Consider the following 15,136-nt stretch of genomic DNA (forward strand, 5'->3'; position numbering starts at 1 on the left):
TATTTATAGGACCAATACCCCTATTATCGTGCCCATCTTCATGATTTAGCAAGTTCAGCACACAGGACGCAACCCTCTTTCAATGAATCCAGGATTCCCTTTCTATATTGGTTACCGTTATTGGCGGGCCAAAAAAGCGAACGCGTTCGCGTCGTTCATTACCTTATTTGCCGTGTCGGGCATTTTTTTAGGCGTTGCAGCCCTGATCGTTGTCAGCTCAGTGATGAATGGCCTTGAAGGCCAACTTAAGCAACGTATCTTAGGTGCAGTACCGCAATTAACTATTTATAGCGAAGCGCCGTTAGTCGATTGGACAAAGCAGGCGAGTGCGCTTAAAGCCTTACCGGGTGTGTTAGGCGTTACACCGAGCGTGTCGACGCAGGCCATGGTGCAATCTGCGTCGAATATTCGCGCTGTGCAGGTTTATGGGGTATTTCCCGAATTAGCGCAAAAGTTATCCTCCGTTGCGCAGCACACTTACTCAGGTGCATTTGAGCAGTTGGCGAGTGGCGACTTCAAGGTGATTTTAGGATCTGAGCTCGCACGGCAACTCAAAGTCGCTCCCGGTGATACGGTACGATTATTGAGTGGCGATGGTGTGGTGTACTCCCCATTAGGCCCAGTTCCGAGTCAACGTAAGTTCTTGGTATCTGGCATTTTTGAAATGGGCTCTCAGGTTGATGCTGGCGTTGCATATATCCATTATCAAGATGCAAAGCGTCTAATGCGTCAACCGAGTGAGGCTATTGATCAGCTTAGACTCTATTTAACTGATCCCTTTAGCGCGCCCGCTTTAGCGTCTAAAGTGCAGGATGTTCTCGCTAAACAAGATATTAAGGTAACAACCAGCGATTGGCGCGATACCTATGGTCACTTGTTTGGTGCGGTAAAAATGGAAAAGAACATGATGTCACTGATGCTGAGCCTGATTGTGGCCGTGGCCGCATTCAATATTGTTTCGGCGCTAGTGATGATGGTGGTCGATAAAACCACGGATGTGGCAGTGCTAAAAACCCAAGGCGTAACCACGCCTGCCGTGATGGGCATTTTTGTGGTGCAGGGTTCGCTCAATGCAGTACTTGGTTTAGTGCTTGGGCTCGCGGTAGGTATACTTATCACTTTAAATCTTAATGGTATTATGACGACCTTAGGCATTTCGATTTTAGGTGCAGGACAGAGTTTGCCAGTAAAACTGGAGTTGATGCAGTTGTCAGTGATCGTGATAGGCACACTATTGGTCACCTTGTTGGCGACCTTATATCCCGCGCTGCGTGCGGCCAGTGTGCAACCCGCAACTGCGCTGAGATACGAGTAAACCCGTGAGCTTTTATGAATAGTCGTCCCCCATGGGCATTCATCCGTGAGTGATAGTTTGCCAAGATGAAAATAATTTAATGCATTGATTTAATGAAATAAATTGATGCCAAAGCATGTTTAAGAGAGAACTTCAATGCAAGACGTGTTACTGCAAGTGCAGAGTGTCAGTAAGAGTTACCATGATGGCGCCGTGACCACGCAAGTGTTGTCTAATGTCGATTTGCAGGTGTTTAAGGGCGAGCAGTTGGCGATTGTCGGCAGCTCAGGCTCAGGTAAGAGCACACTGCTGCATATTATGGGAACTTTGGATGAGCCAACCGCGGGCAAAGTCTTGTTGCTAGGCGAAGATTTATACCAAGTGTCTAGTGCGCGTCAAGCGCAGATCCGCAATCAAGATCTCGGCTTTATCTATCAATTCCATCATTTATTGCCTGAATTCACTGCGCTAGAAAATGTCGCTATGCCGGCATTTATTCAAGGTAAAGACCGTAAACAAGCGCTCGCCGATGCCAAAGTCTTATTGGAGCGGGTAGGGCTAGGCCATCGCATGACCCACATTCCCGCCGAACTATCGGGCGGCGAGCGTCAGCGTGTCGCTATCGCAAGGGCGTTGATTAATAAACCTAAGTTAGTGCTGGCCGATGAACCTACGGGTAATTTAGATGCTAACAGTGGCGATGCGGTTTATGAGTTGATCCGCGAGCTGGCCGATCAGTTAGGCACGGCGTTTGTGGTGGTGACCCATGATCATAAATTGGCTGCCCGTATGGACCGCCAACTGATGATGAAAAACGGTTACTTGCAATTAGCGGCGGAAACCCAAGTATGAAAGGACCGTTAGCCCTATCCATTGGTTGGCGTTTTTATCGCGCCCGCCAATCCAACAGTTTTATTAGTTTTATTTCCTTTGCATCGACTGCCGGTATCGCTTTAGGTGTGGCGGTATTGATCATAGTTCTGTCTGCAATGAATGGTTTTGAGCGCGAGCTAGAGCAAAGATTACTGGGTGTAGTGCCGCAGGCGGACATTGTCGGGGTGGACGAACCTATCGTCAATTGGCAGAGTGTTGCGCAAGGTGCGCTACAAATTGAAGGTATTCGTGGTGCTGCCCCCTTTATTCGCATGCAAGGTTTAGTGCAGAAGCCTGGTGGTTTTCAAGGCTTAGCCGTGGTGGGTATTGATCCGAAAGAAGAAACGAAGGTTTCAACTTTGTCACAGTTTATGAGTGATGCAAGCTGGCAGAGTCTGAGCCAAGATGAGAATCATATCGTCCTTGGCGAGAGTTTATTGACTAAGTTGGGGCTTGAGGTGGGTGATACGCTGGCCTTATATGTGCAGGATATCGATCCCGACGCGGCAGGCAGTTTACGTGCGGCGAAGAGCCATCGTTTTGTGGTGTCAGGCACCTATCATCTGGGCGGCGAGCTTGAACTGACAACCGCTTATATTCCATTGCAATACGCGGCGCAGATCTTGAACATGAATAACGGTGTAACGGGTGTGCGTATTAGCGTCGATAAAGTGTTTGATGCACCAGTAAAAGTGCGCGAACTCGGTTATGCGCAAAAGCAGTCTGTGTATATCAGTGACTGGACTCGTACTCAAGGGCATTTATATCAAGATATTCAGTTAGTTCGCACTGTGATGTATTTAGTTTTAGTGCTCGTGATTGGTGTGGCCTGCTTTAACATTGTCTCCACCTTAGTCATGGCGGTGCGGGATAAAGCGTCCGAAATTGCGATTTTGATGACCATGGGCCTGAGTCGTTTGGCTGTGATGGGGATTTTCATGGTGCAGGGCGCGTTAAATGGTCTGCTTGGCTGTGGTCTTGGCGGCATTATTGGCATTAGTGTGGCGCTGAATTTAAGTGCGATTGCGAGCTCAGTTGAGCAATTACTCGGTATTCAACTGCTCTCGGCCGATGTTTACTTTGTCGATTTTTTACCGTCTGAATTGCATGTTTCGGATGCGGTACTGGTGATTGTGATGGCGTTTGTGATGAGTTTAATCGCGACTTTGTATCCCGCTTGGAAGGCGAGCCAAATTGCACCAGCACAAGCGTTAGCGGGTAGATAACTGGATAAGTGGCTGTTCGTCATGTTAGCCGATGTGGGCTGAAATCAGTGCAGATGTTTTCAGGACACTCCTTTCTTCCCAATGACTATTGCTTAATTACTATACTATTTCTAAATACGAAATTGTGGCGACTGAGGACTTGATGACTCGAGTACTTAAGGCTTTAGAATGAAAACCACATAAACAAAAAGGCCAGTGGGCGCTCTTAAAGAGATTACCACTGGCCTTTTTTGTATCTGTTTTATGCGTTTATTTAAAGCTAAGTGTTAATCTTGATTAACGCTTTAAGCCTTCGTTCAATAATGGACGCATGATCTTCACTAATTCTGTGGTCACCTTAGGTGAGCCAGCAACGATGTTGCCCGAAACCAAATAGTTATGGTTGCCAGTAAAATCAGTCACTGTACCGCCTGCTTCGCGGCAAATCAGATCGCCAGCAGCGATGTCCCATGGCTTTAAGCCGATTTCAAAGAAACCGTCCAAACGACCCGCGGCAACATAGGCTAAATCTAATGCGGCAGAACCTGCGCGACGTAAGTCAGCACATTGGCCGAAGACTTCGCCGAAAATAGCCATGTAAGTTTCAGTGTGTTGACGCGCCTTGAATGGGAAGCCAGTACCAATCATGGTAGGAGCTAATTCATTCACGTTGGTAACACGCAGACGGAAATCATTGAGTTTTGCGCCTTTACCACGGACGGCGGTAAAGAGTTCTTCACGGACAGGATCGTAAACAACGGCAACTTCAGTCTTGCCTTTGTATTGCAGAGCGATAGAAACCGCGAAGTGGGGAATGCCTCTAACAAAGTTGTTAGTGCCATCCAGAGGGTCGACTATCCAAACATAGTCTTTATTCTCACCGCGGTTTTCGCCTTTCTCTTCACCCACGATAGTGTGATCAGGGTAAGATTTACGAATTTGGTAAGTAATTGTCGCTTCTGCTTCCTTGTCTACACTGGTAACAAAATCGTTGATACCTTTTGAACTGACTTCGATACGGTCAAGTTCAGTATAGGCGCGCATAATAGTTTGGCCGGCCGCGCGGGCAGCGCGTACAGCAATCGTCAGCATCGGATGCATTGCAATCCCCTGGATGTTAAAGAACGTTAAAATAGCGGGCGGTATTATACTCGATTTGATAGTTATATCAAATACCGATTTTCATATAAGCATTCGGCAATGGCTGTGATAATATTCGTCCCCAACGTTTTATGAATTAAATTAAGTTGTTTCATGCTAAGTAATATTCGAGTGGTTTTAGTGGGGACTTCGCACCCCGGCAATATTGGTTCTACTGCCAGAGCGATGAAGACTATGGGTCTGTCTACTCTGTATCTTGCAGAGCCCCGGGTTGAGCCCGACGGTCATTCCATAGCATTAGCCGCGGGTGCATCGGATATTCTGAAACATCTTGTGAAAGTGGATTCACTTGCTGAAGCGATTGCCGATTGCAGTCTAGTGATTGCAACCAGCGCGCGCAGTCGCACCTTAGATTGGCCCATGTTAGAGCCAAGACAAGCTGGGGTGAAATTAGCGACCGAGGCACTTAAAGGCCCTGTTGCGATTGTGTTTGGCCGTGAAAACCATGGTTTAAGCAATGAAGAGCTGCAACAGTGCACTTATCATGTGGCTATCCCTGCAAATCCAGAGTACAGCTCGCTTAATCTGGCGCAAGCCGTACAAATCATTTGTTATGAAACCCGCGTTGCCCATCTCGCGCAAAAAGACGTTGCCGAAGACGAGCTGACTGAGTATCCCTTGGCTGCCGATCAGGAACGTTTTTTCGCACACCTTGAAACGACACTGTTATCAACTGGATTTATCATCAAGAACCATCCTGGACAAGTGATGATGAAACTTCGCCGCTTGTTTAGTCGAGCACGGATTGAGAGTCAGGAAATGAATATCCTCAGGGGTATTTTGACGTCAATTGAGAAAGTGGCGGGTTCTAAAGAAAAATAGCCAAACCTTAATAATTAACACTAATCGCGAAGGATAAACAATGGGCGTGATAGCTAGGCTAAAAGAAGATATTGAATCTATATATCACCGTGATCCTGCGGCGCGTAGCGCGTTTGAGATCTTGGTTAACTATCCAGGCATGCATGCCATTTGGTTGCATCGGATAAGCCATAAGCTATGGAAGCGCGATTGGCGCTTAACGGCACGTTGTTTATCGACGTTTTCCCGTTGGTTGACAGGGGTTGAAATCCATCCTGGGGCAACCATAGGTCATCGATTTTTTATCGACCACGGTATGGGCGTTGTGATAGGTGAAACGGCTGAGATTGGTGATGATTGCACTCTTTATCACGGTGTCACGCTTGGTGGAACCACCTGGCAGGCGGGGAAACGTCACCCGACGTTAGCCAATAACGTGGTGGTGGGCGCAGGGGCAAAAATCCTCGGTCCTATTACCATGCACGATGGTGCGCGTGTGGGTTCGAATTCTGTTGTGGTGAAAGATGTGCCCAAAGATACCACGGTTGTGGGGATTCCTGGGCGCGTGGTTGCTACACCGTCACCGCAATCGAAAGAGAAAACTGAACGCCGCAGCGCGATGGCAAAAAAATATGGCTTCGATGCGTACGCGGTATCACCGGATAATCCCGATCCGGTGGCCAATGCAATAGGGCAGATGCTCGATCATATGCATTTGATGGACTCGAAAGTTCAAGAGTTGTGTCAAGCCATTCAAGGGCTGGGTGGCAATGTCTGCACTGAAAAACTGCCAGAGCTGGATATGGGCGAGTTTAATGATGCAGAAAAAGCGGCAGCGGAAAAACGACATAGTGCATTAGATGAGTTTGATCCGAGTATCTAAGTTTCAAGAAATAGTTCAACGAAATGATTTAACTTAGCGGTCTAACTTGCTTAAGGGCTGACCCTCACAAGGGTCTCGTTTAGCGTTTTACTTTAGCTCATCCTGTTGTAAAGGCGCATAGCGCGATCAAACCTGAGTTTGATCGCGCTATAGTACCGAGATCACTTTTATCCTGCGTTTATATCGTGCTAGATGTCGATTAATTGGCGCTTTAGCATTGAATCTTAGGCTAGAAAAAGGTTAAATACCCCACCAAGATGAAAGGGTATTGGTTATGTGCACACTCATATACTTGAGTGTTTTAGTAGGTTTTAATACTTGACTGAATTACTCGGGTATGTTGAAATAATGCATACCTGTTCGGGAGCTATGGTAGTTATGAAACTTACATCAAAAGGTCGTTATGCAGTAACCGCTATGCTAGATGTGGCAATCCACTCAGCATCGGGACCAGTTCCCTTAGCGGATATCTCTGAAAGACAAGGGATTTCGCTTTCCTATCTGGAACAACTCTTCGCTAAGCTAAGAAAACACGGTTTAGTTGCCAGTGTACGTGGACCAGGCGGTGGTTATCGCTTAGGTCTAGAAGCCAATGATATTTCAGTCGGCATGGTTGTCCATGCTGTAGATGAGTCTGTCGATGCGACTCGTTGCCAAGGACTTGGCAATTGTCAGAGTGGAACTCGCTGTTTAACCCATTCACTTTGGGGCGATTTAAGCAAACAAATTTCCGATTTTTTAGATGGTATCAGTCTTGCCGGCTTGATGCAGAAGCGAGATGTGCAATTTATCTCACTTAAGCAAGACACTATGCAAAAGGAACAAAGAGTCAGTTTATAGCGGCACTTTGTTATATATAAAAATAATTTTTGTACGTTGTATGTAGCCTCTACCAGAGACTGCTCAGTACGGAGTGTGTTATGAAGCTTCCTATCTATTTAGATTATGCCGCCACCACGCCTGTTGATCCTAGAGTCGCGGAAAAGATGTTCCAATGCATGACAATGGACGGCATCTTTGGTAATCCGGCCTCACGTTCACACCGCTACGGCTGGCAAGCCGAAGAAGCGGTGGATATTGCTCGCAACCAAGTTGCCGAGTTAATTAACGCCGATCACCGCGAAATTGTGTTTACCTCTGGCGCGACGGAATCGAACAACTTAGCGATAAAAGGTGTTGCTCATTTCTATCACAAGAAAGGTAAGCACATCATCACCAGTAAGACTGAACATAAAGCGGTTCTCGATACTTGTCGCCAATTAGAGCGTGAAGGTTTCGAAGTGACTTACTTAGAGCCTGCTGCAAACGGCATCATTCCGATGGAACGTTTAGAAGCAGCGATGCGTGACGATACTATCCTTGTCAGCATTATGCACGTGAACAACGAAATCGGTGTTATCCACGATATCGATGCAATCGGTGAGCTATGCCGTTCAAAAGGCATCATTTTCCACATGGATGCGGCACAAAGTGCAGGCAAAGTACCTATCGATGTGCAAGCCACTAAAGTGGATTTGATCTCGATTTCTGGTCACAAAATGTATGGCCCTAAAGGTATCGGCGCACTATATGTTCGTCGTAAGCCACGCATTCGCTTAGAAGCGCAAATGCACGGTGGTGGTCATGAGCGCGGTATGCGTAGCGGTACGTTACCAACGCATCAAATCGTAGGTTTAGGTGAAGCGGCTGCAATCGCAAAAGTGGAAATGGCCTCTGATGACGCTCGTATCGGTGCATTACGTGACAAATTATGGAATGGCATCAAGCACATTGAAGAAACCTATATCAATGGTGATGCGATTGAGCGTGTTAGCGGTAGCCTCAACGTCAGCTTCAACTATGTTGAAGGTGAGTCGTTAATGATGGCACTGAAAGATTTAGCGGTTTCATCGGGTTCGGCTTGTACCTCAGCCAGCCTAGAGCCTAGTTACGTATTACGTGCGCTTGGCTTAAACGATGAAATGGCACATAGCTCGATTCGTTTCTCTATCGGCCGTTTCACAACCGAAGAAGAAATCGATCACGCTATCGAAGTAATTACTCAATCTATTGATAAATTAAGAGAAATGTCTCCTTTGTGGGAAATGTTTAAAGATGGGATCGACCTGAACCAAGTTCAATGGGCACATCATTAATTCTGACCTTTACAATAGATAATTTTGGAGCAGTACCATGGCTTACAGTGAAAAAGTGATAGATCATTATGAGAATCCACGTAACGTTGGTTCTTTTGATAAAAACGATCCTTCGGTCGTGACTGGTATGGTAGGCGCGCCTGCTTGCGGTGACGTGATGAAACTTCAGTTGAAAATTGGTGCTGATGGCATCATTCAAGACGCTAAGTTCAAAACCTACGGTTGTGGTAGCGCGATTGCGTCTAGCTCACTGGTAACTGAGTGGGTTAAAGGCAAGACTATCGAACAAGCTGCGGCGATCAAAAACACGGATATCGCTGAAGAATTGGCATTGCCACCGGTGAAGATCCACTGTTCAATTTTGGCTGAAGATGCCATTAAAGCTGCTATCGACGAGTACAAATCGAAACAAGCTAAGTAACATCTGGAGTTAAGATGGCGATTACAATGACCCCAGCGGCAGCCGATCGTGTCAGATCTTTCTTAGTCAACCGAGGCAAAGGTGTAGGCCTGCGTCTCGGCTTAAGAACATCAGGCTGTTCTGGTATGGCTTATGTACTTGAGTTCGTTGATTCTTTAAATGATGACGATGAAGTGTTTGATATCGAAGATGTGAAAATCATCATAGATGCTAAGAGCCTTATCTATCTTCAAGGGATCGAGCTGGATTTTGTTAAAGAAGGGCTGAATGAAGGCTTCCAATTTAATAATCCTAACGCAAAAGGTGAGTGTGGTTGTGGTGAGAGTTTCACTGTTTAACCGCTAAAGTTGACGCATGAATTATTTCGAGCTGTTTAAATTTTCCCCTGCCTTCGATATTGATACCGCCTTACTTGCAGAACGCTATCGCGAACTGCAACGGGCGGTTCATCCCGATAAATTTGCCAATGATACTGATCAGCAAAAATTGCTGTCGGTGCAGCGCACGGCGCAAGTCAATGATGGTTTTCAAACCTTAAAAGATCCCATTCGCCGCGCTGAGCATATGTTGTCGCTGCGTGGAATTGAATTAAGCCATGAAACCACGACAGTGAAAGATACTGGCTTCTTGATGCAGCAAATGGAATGGCGCGAGGCGTTGGAAGATATACGCGATAGTGCCGATCCTCAAGCGAGTATTGACGAGCTATATCAATCTTTTGCGCAGTACCGCGCGCAACTCACTCAGCAATTGACTCAACTGTTAACCAGTGAGCAGGCTGAAGACGCATTGTTAGCGGCGGATCAAGTTCGCAAACTCAAATTTATGGCAAAATTACACGACGAGTTGACCAGAGTCGAAGACGCTCTGTTAGATTGATTTTCCGTGTTTATGTTACTTTGCTGACTCAAGTACGCTTGAGTTGGCATTACTAAGTTGGATATATATGGCCCTTTTGCAGATAGCTGAGCCCGGTCAAAGTGCCGCGCCGCACCAACATAGACTTGCCGTTGGCATAGATTTAGGTACGACCAATTCTTTGGTGGCGGCCGTTCGAAGTGGAGAGACGGCAACCCTGCCGGACGAACTTGGACAGCATTCATTACCTTCTATCGTGCGTTATACCCAAGATTCAGTCGAAGTCGGCGCACTTGCGGCGTTGAGTTCGGCGCAGGATCCGCAAAACACGATCGTTTCGGTAAAGCGTTTTATGGGCCGCAGCCTAGCGGATATTCAAGCTGGAGAGCAATCATTACCCTACGAGTTTGCCGAAAGCGAAAACGGTTTACCTTTATTTGTGACTCCCCAAGGCCAAGTGAATCCCGTGCAAGTATCTGCGGAGATTTTACGTCCGCTGATCGCCCGCGCTGAAAAAACCTTAGGCGGCGAACTGCAAGGCGTGGTGATCACTGTGCCTGCGTATTTCGACGATGCTCAGCGCCAAGGCACAAAAGATGCCGCAGCTTTGCTGGGTGTTAAAGTGCTACGTTTGTTGAATGAACCGACGGCTGCTGCGATTGCCTATGGCTTAGATTCTAAGCAAGAGGGCGTGATTGCCATCTATGATTTAGGCGGCGGGACCTTCGATATTTCTATTTTGCGTTTGAATCGCGGTGTATTCGAAGTGTTAGCCACTGGTGGTGATTCAGCGCTTGGCGGCGATGATTTCGATCATTTACTGCAAGCACATATGCAACAAGTGTGGCAGCTTAGCGACATCGACTCACAATTAAGTCGTCAGTTGTTGATTGAATCGCGTCGAGTCAAAGAAGCCTTAACGGATGCAGCAGAAACTGAAGCAAAAGTGATCCTTGCCGATGGTACTGAACTGACGCAAATCGTTACTAAAGCTGAATTTGATGCCATGATTCTGGCATTGGTGAAAAAGACGATTGCCAGCTGTCGCCGTACCCTGCGTGATGCGGGCGTGACGACGGATGAAGTGCTTGAAACTGTGATGGTTGGCGGTTCAACGCGCGTGCCATTAGTGCGTGAACAGGTCGAAGCTTTCTTCGGTAAACCACCCCTGACGTCTATCGATCCCGATCGTGTTGTCGCCATTGGCGCGGCCATTCAAGCCGACATTTTAGTGGGTAACAAACCCGAATCGGATTTGTTATTGCTCGATGTGATCCCTTTGTCATTAGGCATAGAGACCATGGGCGGCTTAGTGGAAAAAGTGGTATCGCGTAATACCACGATTCCGGTTGCACGGGCGCAGGAATTTACCACCTTTAAAGATGGTCAAACGGCCATGGCATTCCATGTGGTGCAGGGCGAGCGTGAGCTCGTCGCTGATTGCCGCTCACTGGCGCGTTTTACCTTAAAGGGTATTCCGCCGTTAGCCGCTGGCGCTGCGCACATTCGGGTGACCTTTCAAGTGGATGCCGATGGTTTACTTAGCGTGACGGCGATGGAGAAGTCCACCGGCGTGCAGTCTAGTATTCAAGTTAAGCCGTCTTTTGGTTTATCGGATACTGAAATTGCCACTATGCTGAAAGATTCGATGAAGTATGCCAAAGACGATATCGGTCGTCGTATGCTGGCTGAGCAGCAAGTGGAGGCGGCGAGGGTACTCGAGTCTTTACATGCCGCGTTAGCGAAGGATGGCGATTTGCTGAATGCCGATGAGCGTGCTCAGATCGATGCTACTATGGCCAATGTGGCGCAAGTGGCTACTGGCGATGATGCCGATGCGATTAAACTCGCGATTGAAAAACTGGATGAGCAAACCCAAGGTTTTGCTGCCAGACGTATGGACAATTCTATTCGAGTGGCATTCAAAGGCCAGTCGATCGACAACATATAGGTGATGTAATGCCCCAATTAGTCTTTCTTCCCCATGCCGAGTTGTGCCCTGATGGCGCTGTGCTTGAGGCGAATGTTGGTGAGACCATTCTCGATGTTGCGCTGCGTAATGGCATCAATATCGAGCATGCCTGTGAAAAGTCCTGTGCTTGCACGACGTGTCACTGTATCGTGCGTGAAGGCTTTAATGATCTTGAGCCAAGTGATGAGCTAGAAGATGATATGTTAGACAAAGCTTGGGGACTCGAGCCCGAAAGCCGTCTATCTTGTCAGGCTAAAGTGGTCGACACTGACATGGTGATTGAGATCCCTAAATACACGGTTAACATGGTTAGCGAAGGCAATTAATATTGCTTCGATAATGATTAAAACCAGTCCACGTGACTGGTTTTTTGCTTTTGGCGTTGAGCATTTGTGCAACTAATCTTGTCTATGCCTCTAGTTGTTTGATTTATCCTTGCGCAAGCGTATTATGCGCTCAAAATTAATGGTTGCCGGAGACCAAATGAGAATAGCGATTTTATCGCAAGGGCCAGAGTTATATTCAACGAAGCGACTCGTTGAAGCGGCTCAATTACGTGGTCATGAAGTACACGTAATCAATCCCCTTGAATGTTATATGAATATCAACATGCGGCAATCGAGTATCCACATTGGCGGGCGAGAGTTACCTGCATTTGATGCCGTGATCCCCCGTATTGGGGCGTCGATTACCTTTTATGGTTCGGCGGTGTTGCGCCAATTTGAGATGATGGGCGTCTATGCCTTAAATGATTCAGTTGGAATTTCCCGCTCACGGGACAAATTGCGTTCTATGCAGCTGATGTCACGCCGCGGTATTGGTTTGCCTATTACCGGTTTTGCCAATAAACCGAGTGATATTCCTGACTTAATTGATATGGTGGGTGGCGCGCCTCTGGTGATTAAATTACTCGAAGGCACCCAAGGCATTGGCGTGGTATTAGCCGAGACCCGCAAAGCGGCTGAGAGCGTGATTGAAGCCTTTATGGGCCTGAAAGCCAACATCATGGTGCAGGAATATATCAAAGAAGCCAACGGCGCAGACATTCGCTGTTTCGTGCTCGGTGATAAAGTGATTGCCGCCATGAAACGTCAAGCTATGCCCGGTGAGTTTCGCTCTAATTTGCACCGTGGGGGCACGGCGAGTTTAGTCAAACTGACTCCTGAAGAGCGCTCTGTGGCTATTCGTGCGGCGAAGACGATGGGATTGAATGTGGCAGGGGTTGATTTGTTACGCTCAAACCATGGCCCAGTGATCATGGAAGTGAACTCCTCACCAGGGCTTGAAGGGATTGAAGGCGCCACCACGAAAGATGTGGCGGGTGCTATTATTGATTTTGTTGAAAAAAATGCGATTAAAGTGAAAAAGGTGACGCAAGCACAGGGTTAACACCCTTGCTGTCGAGTATTGACTACGGAATATCAACACTTGATTCACCTCCTTATGGGTAACGGCGTTAAGCACTAGCTTACCCATTCAAGCGAACCGAATAGGGGAAAACGATGACATTAACTTGGATAGATTCGTTAGATATTGCGTTGGAATTACTCGAAGCACACCCAGAGGTTAATCCTACTCAACTGCATTTCACCCAACTGTATGAGTGGGTGTTAGCTTTGAATGATTTTGCAGATGATCCTAAGCATTGCAATGAAAAAATACTGGAAGCAATTCAGCAGTGTTGGATTGATGAAAAGTAGTGAGCACAGTTGTAGTCCGGCTTTTTATGTGAGGCATCTTGTCCTTCAGAAGATTAACTAAGGTGATTTATCTCACGTATTTGCAGTGGCGCAGAGAATATTTGGCGAGAGTTTGATCACAGTCAAGTTCATTTTCAGCGGATATCGTAGTTTGTTGTATATTGGTTAAGGCATTTATATGGCTTAACTTTATTATCGCAACTGCAAGGATGTTCACATGAAACTTTTGCTTGTATTGTTATGTATGCTTGTCCCTTCAATGGCTTGGGCTCATCCAGGTCATGGCGGTGTTGGTTTATTCCACCACTTGTTAGATCTTGCTCCCGCAGTCATTTTAGTCGCTTTAATTGCATGGGCTGGTATTTGGGCAAAAAACAAAAAATAATCCCATTATTAATGAGTTAACATGCCCTGCTAAGATTTTATTATCCTAGTGGGGTATTTTGTGTGATCAAGCTGATTACGAATAAAGCGAATGTGCGCAATATCTCAGACTAATTTGCTATAAAGATAGGATTTAGCTTTTAAATTTCGTATAATCCGCGCGAATTTTTTAAACTTGCTGACAAAGGAAGCTAGTTATGGCGATCGAACGCACATTTTCTATTATCAAGCCAGATGCTGTTGCAAAAAACCACATCGGTGCTATCTACAATCGTTTTGAAACTGCTGGTCTTAAGATCGTTGCAGCTAAAATGTTACACCTGACCAAAGAACAAGCTGAAGGTTTCTATGCTGAGCATAGCGAGCGTGGTTTCTTCGGTGCTCTGGTTGCATTTATGACTTCTGGTCCAATCATGGTCCAAGTATTAGAAGGCGAAAACGCTGTTTTAGCTCACCGTGAAATTTTAGGTGCAACTAATCCTGCTCAAGCAGCTCCTGGTACTATCCGTGCTGATTTCGCAGAAAGCATTGACGAAAACGCGGCTCACGGTTCAGATGCTGTTGAATCTGCTGCTCGTGAAATTGCTTACTTCTTCAGCGCTGAAGAATTGTGTCCACGCACTCGTTAATTCGATGCTAAGACTGAAAAAGGAGCCTAGGCTCCTTTTTTATTGGCTGCAATTTAGCGAATATAGATTTCCATATTGCAATGATGCTAATCCCTTTATACAAATCATACGTCAATTCAAAGTGTTAAAACTTAATAAAATTTTGTTTTTATTAGTCTTTTTAAATTTTGCATATTTTTTTAATTTTCTTGCTTGAAATTTTCTCTCCCGTCCTTATATCTATTTCAGGATCGCTCGATGAGGATCCTAGTGTGAATTCTGTGCCGTAAGGACAGAAGATTTAACTCGGCAGACTCTACAAGCGTTTTCATCGTGAAAACCGTCCGCCAATTCTCCATATTGCTTAAGACAAGGATATGAATATGCGTAATTATGATCTAGCTCCCCTGTACCGTAGTGCCATTGGTTTTGACCGTTTAGCTCAGCTGGCAGAACATGCCGCCGCTAATAATGGCAATACTGGCTATCCCCCATATAACATTGAATTATTAGGCGAAAATCGCTATCGCATTACTATGGCCGTGGCCGGATTTTCAATGAATGAACTTGAGATCAGCAGTGAAGGTGAGAAATTACTGGTGAAAGGCAACAAAGCTGAAAGCCAAACCGAGCGTAAATACTTGTACCAAGGCATAGCGGAACGCGGTTTTGAGCGTACTTTCCAACTGGCAGACTATGTCACTGTGCTCGGCGCAAGTTTAGAAAATGGCTTACTCAATATTGATTTAGTGCGTGAAATCCCTGAAGCATTGAAACCACGCAAAATTGAGATCACTTCATCGCGCTTGCTAGACAGCCAGTCATAATTGACACTGTGGTA

Annotated in this window: 18 protein-coding genes; 17 read left to right on the forward strand and 1 reads right to left on the reverse strand. The window is 46.3% G+C overall.

Going from position 1 to position 15,136, the window contains the following annotated elements; translation table 11 throughout:
- The first annotated feature begins 82 nt into the window (after positions 1-82).
- From L5M28_RS03080 to lolE, 3 genes are all read left to right on the forward strand, one after another.
- On the forward strand, positions 83-1,315 hold the full coding sequence (locus L5M28_RS03080; protein WP_105252622.1) for a lipoprotein-releasing ABC transporter permease subunit: 1,233 nt from the start codon (positions 83-85) through the stop codon (positions 1,313-1,315).
- A gap of 135 nt (positions 1,316-1,450) precedes the next feature.
- Positions 1,451-2,146: a lipoprotein-releasing ABC transporter ATP-binding protein LolD gene (gene lolD, locus L5M28_RS03085; RefSeq protein WP_028759813.1), complete on the forward strand. Its 696-nt coding sequence runs from the start codon at positions 1,451-1,453 to the stop codon at positions 2,144-2,146.
- The gene (lolE, locus tag L5M28_RS03090) at positions 2,143-3,393 is read left to right on the forward strand and encodes a lipoprotein-releasing ABC transporter permease subunit LolE (protein WP_105252620.1); all 1,251 of its coding nucleotides are present in this window, start codon (positions 2,143-2,145) and stop codon (positions 3,391-3,393) included. The genes lolD and lolE overlap by 4 nt, the downstream gene beginning before the upstream one ends.
- A gap of 276 nt (positions 3,394-3,669) precedes the next feature.
- Here lolE and suhB read toward each other — a convergent pair whose 3' ends face one another.
- Positions 3,670-4,473 (reverse strand): inositol-1-monophosphatase, encoded by an 804-nt coding sequence (gene suhB / locus L5M28_RS03095; protein ID WP_028759815.1) that lies wholly within the window; start codon positions 4,471-4,473, stop codon positions 3,670-3,672.
- Between the two features lie 153 nt (positions 4,474-4,626).
- On the opposite strand from suhB, the gene trmJ reads away from it, so the two are divergent.
- From trmJ to L5M28_RS03165, 14 genes are all read left to right on the forward strand, one after another.
- The gene (gene trmJ, locus L5M28_RS03100) at positions 4,627-5,355 is read left to right on the forward strand and encodes a tRNA (cytosine(32)/uridine(32)-2'-O)-methyltransferase TrmJ (protein WP_113940594.1); all 729 of its coding nucleotides are present in this window, start codon (positions 4,627-4,629) and stop codon (positions 5,353-5,355) included.
- 40 nt (positions 5,356-5,395) lie between these two features.
- The gene (gene cysE / locus L5M28_RS03105; RefSeq protein ID WP_028759817.1) at positions 5,396-6,217 is read left to right on the forward strand and encodes a serine O-acetyltransferase; all 822 of its coding nucleotides are present in this window, start codon (positions 5,396-5,398) and stop codon (positions 6,215-6,217) included.
- Positions 6,218-6,595: 378 nt separating this feature from the next.
- The gene (iscR, locus tag L5M28_RS03110; protein ID WP_006081858.1) at positions 6,596-7,057 is read left to right on the forward strand and encodes a Fe-S cluster assembly transcriptional regulator IscR; all 462 of its coding nucleotides are present in this window, start codon (positions 6,596-6,598) and stop codon (positions 7,055-7,057) included.
- 80 nt (positions 7,058-7,137) lie between these two features.
- Entirely contained in the window at positions 7,138-8,352 is a 1,215-nt protein-coding gene (locus L5M28_RS03115; RefSeq protein WP_263172027.1) for an IscS subfamily cysteine desulfurase, read from the forward strand.
- A gap of 37 nt (positions 8,353-8,389) precedes the next feature.
- Positions 8,390-8,773 carry a Fe-S cluster assembly scaffold IscU gene (gene iscU / locus L5M28_RS03120; RefSeq protein WP_006081856.1) on the forward strand — a complete coding sequence of 128 codons (384 nt, stop codon included), beginning with the start codon at positions 8,390-8,392 and terminating at the stop codon, positions 8,771-8,773.
- Between the two features lie 14 nt (positions 8,774-8,787).
- On the forward strand, positions 8,788-9,111 hold the full coding sequence (iscA, locus tag L5M28_RS03125; RefSeq protein ID WP_006081855.1) for an iron-sulfur cluster assembly protein IscA: 324 nt from the start codon (positions 8,788-8,790) through the stop codon (positions 9,109-9,111).
- 16 nt (positions 9,112-9,127) lie between these two features.
- Positions 9,128-9,652 (forward strand): co-chaperone HscB, encoded by a 525-nt coding sequence (gene hscB, locus L5M28_RS03130; protein ID WP_113940596.1) that lies wholly within the window; start codon positions 9,128-9,130, stop codon positions 9,650-9,652.
- Between the two features lie 67 nt (positions 9,653-9,719).
- Positions 9,720-11,582, forward strand: coding sequence for a Fe-S protein assembly chaperone HscA (hscA, locus tag L5M28_RS03135; RefSeq protein WP_263202437.1), 1,863 nt, complete (start codon positions 9,720-9,722; stop codon positions 11,580-11,582).
- A gap of 8 nt (positions 11,583-11,590) precedes the next feature.
- A complete protein-coding gene (gene fdx, locus L5M28_RS03140) occupies positions 11,591-11,929 on the forward strand; it encodes an ISC system 2Fe-2S type ferredoxin (protein WP_006081852.1) in 339 nt (112 codons plus the stop codon).
- 157 nt (positions 11,930-12,086) lie between these two features.
- On the forward strand, positions 12,087-12,992 hold the full coding sequence (gene rimK / locus L5M28_RS03145) for a 30S ribosomal protein S6--L-glutamate ligase (RefSeq protein ID WP_006081851.1): 906 nt from the start codon (positions 12,087-12,089) through the stop codon (positions 12,990-12,992).
- A gap of 113 nt (positions 12,993-13,105) precedes the next feature.
- The gene (gene iscX / locus L5M28_RS03150) at positions 13,106-13,303 is read left to right on the forward strand and encodes a Fe-S cluster assembly protein IscX (RefSeq protein ID WP_028759821.1); all 198 of its coding nucleotides are present in this window, start codon (positions 13,106-13,108) and stop codon (positions 13,301-13,303) included.
- 217 nt (positions 13,304-13,520) lie between these two features.
- Positions 13,521-13,688: a hypothetical protein gene (locus tag L5M28_RS03155; RefSeq protein WP_081729028.1), complete on the forward strand. Its 168-nt coding sequence runs from the start codon at positions 13,521-13,523 to the stop codon at positions 13,686-13,688.
- A 196-nt stretch (positions 13,689-13,884) separates the two neighbouring features.
- Positions 13,885-14,316: a nucleoside-diphosphate kinase gene (gene ndk / locus L5M28_RS03160; RefSeq protein WP_011789197.1), complete on the forward strand. Its 432-nt coding sequence runs from the start codon at positions 13,885-13,887 to the stop codon at positions 14,314-14,316.
- Between the two features lie 362 nt (positions 14,317-14,678).
- Positions 14,679-15,122 (forward strand): Hsp20 family protein, encoded by a 444-nt coding sequence (locus L5M28_RS03165; protein ID WP_028759822.1) that lies wholly within the window; start codon positions 14,679-14,681, stop codon positions 15,120-15,122.
- Positions 15,123-15,136: the final 14 nt, after the last annotated feature.

It is taken from the genome of Shewanella sp. SW32 (genome assembly GCF_025653365.1).
GTDB lineage: Bacteria > Pseudomonadota > Gammaproteobacteria > Enterobacterales > Shewanellaceae > Shewanella > Shewanella oncorhynchi.

Bases quoted from the DNA above. Each gene is read 5' to 3' on its own strand.
- L5M28_RS03080 (WP_105252622.1), top strand. From the start codon at position 83: ATGAATCCAGGATTCCCTTTCTATATTGGTTACCGTTATTGGCGGGCC.
- lolD (WP_028759813.1), top strand. From the start codon at position 1,451: ATGCAAGACGTGTTACTGCAAGTGCAGAGTGTCAGTAAGAGTTACCAT.
- lolE (WP_105252620.1), top strand. From the start codon at position 2,143: ATGAAAGGACCGTTAGCCCTATCCATTGGTTGGCGTTTTTATCGCGCC.
- suhB (WP_028759815.1), bottom strand. From the start codon at position 4,473: ATGCATCCGATGCTGACGATTGCTGTACGCGCTGCCCGCGCGGCCGGC.
- trmJ (WP_113940594.1), top strand. From the start codon at position 4,627: ATGCTAAGTAATATTCGAGTGGTTTTAGTGGGGACTTCGCACCCCGGC.
- cysE (WP_028759817.1), top strand. From the start codon at position 5,396: ATGGGCGTGATAGCTAGGCTAAAAGAAGATATTGAATCTATATATCAC.
- iscR (WP_006081858.1), top strand. From the start codon at position 6,596: ATGAAACTTACATCAAAAGGTCGTTATGCAGTAACCGCTATGCTAGAT.
- L5M28_RS03115 (WP_263172027.1), top strand. From the start codon at position 7,138: ATGAAGCTTCCTATCTATTTAGATTATGCCGCCACCACGCCTGTTGAT.
- iscU (WP_006081856.1), top strand. From the start codon at position 8,390: ATGGCTTACAGTGAAAAAGTGATAGATCATTATGAGAATCCACGTAAC.
- iscA (WP_006081855.1), top strand. From the start codon at position 8,788: ATGGCGATTACAATGACCCCAGCGGCAGCCGATCGTGTCAGATCTTTC.
- hscB (WP_113940596.1), top strand. From the start codon at position 9,128: ATGAATTATTTCGAGCTGTTTAAATTTTCCCCTGCCTTCGATATTGAT.
- hscA (WP_263202437.1), top strand. From the start codon at position 9,720: ATGGCCCTTTTGCAGATAGCTGAGCCCGGTCAAAGTGCCGCGCCGCAC.
- fdx (WP_006081852.1), top strand. From the start codon at position 11,591: ATGCCCCAATTAGTCTTTCTTCCCCATGCCGAGTTGTGCCCTGATGGC.
- rimK (WP_006081851.1), top strand. From the start codon at position 12,087: ATGAGAATAGCGATTTTATCGCAAGGGCCAGAGTTATATTCAACGAAG.
- iscX (WP_028759821.1), top strand. From the start codon at position 13,106: ATGACATTAACTTGGATAGATTCGTTAGATATTGCGTTGGAATTACTC.
- L5M28_RS03155 (WP_081729028.1), top strand. From the start codon at position 13,521: ATGAAACTTTTGCTTGTATTGTTATGTATGCTTGTCCCTTCAATGGCT.
- ndk (WP_011789197.1), top strand. From the start codon at position 13,885: ATGGCGATCGAACGCACATTTTCTATTATCAAGCCAGATGCTGTTGCA.
- L5M28_RS03165 (WP_028759822.1), top strand. From the start codon at position 14,679: ATGCGTAATTATGATCTAGCTCCCCTGTACCGTAGTGCCATTGGTTTT.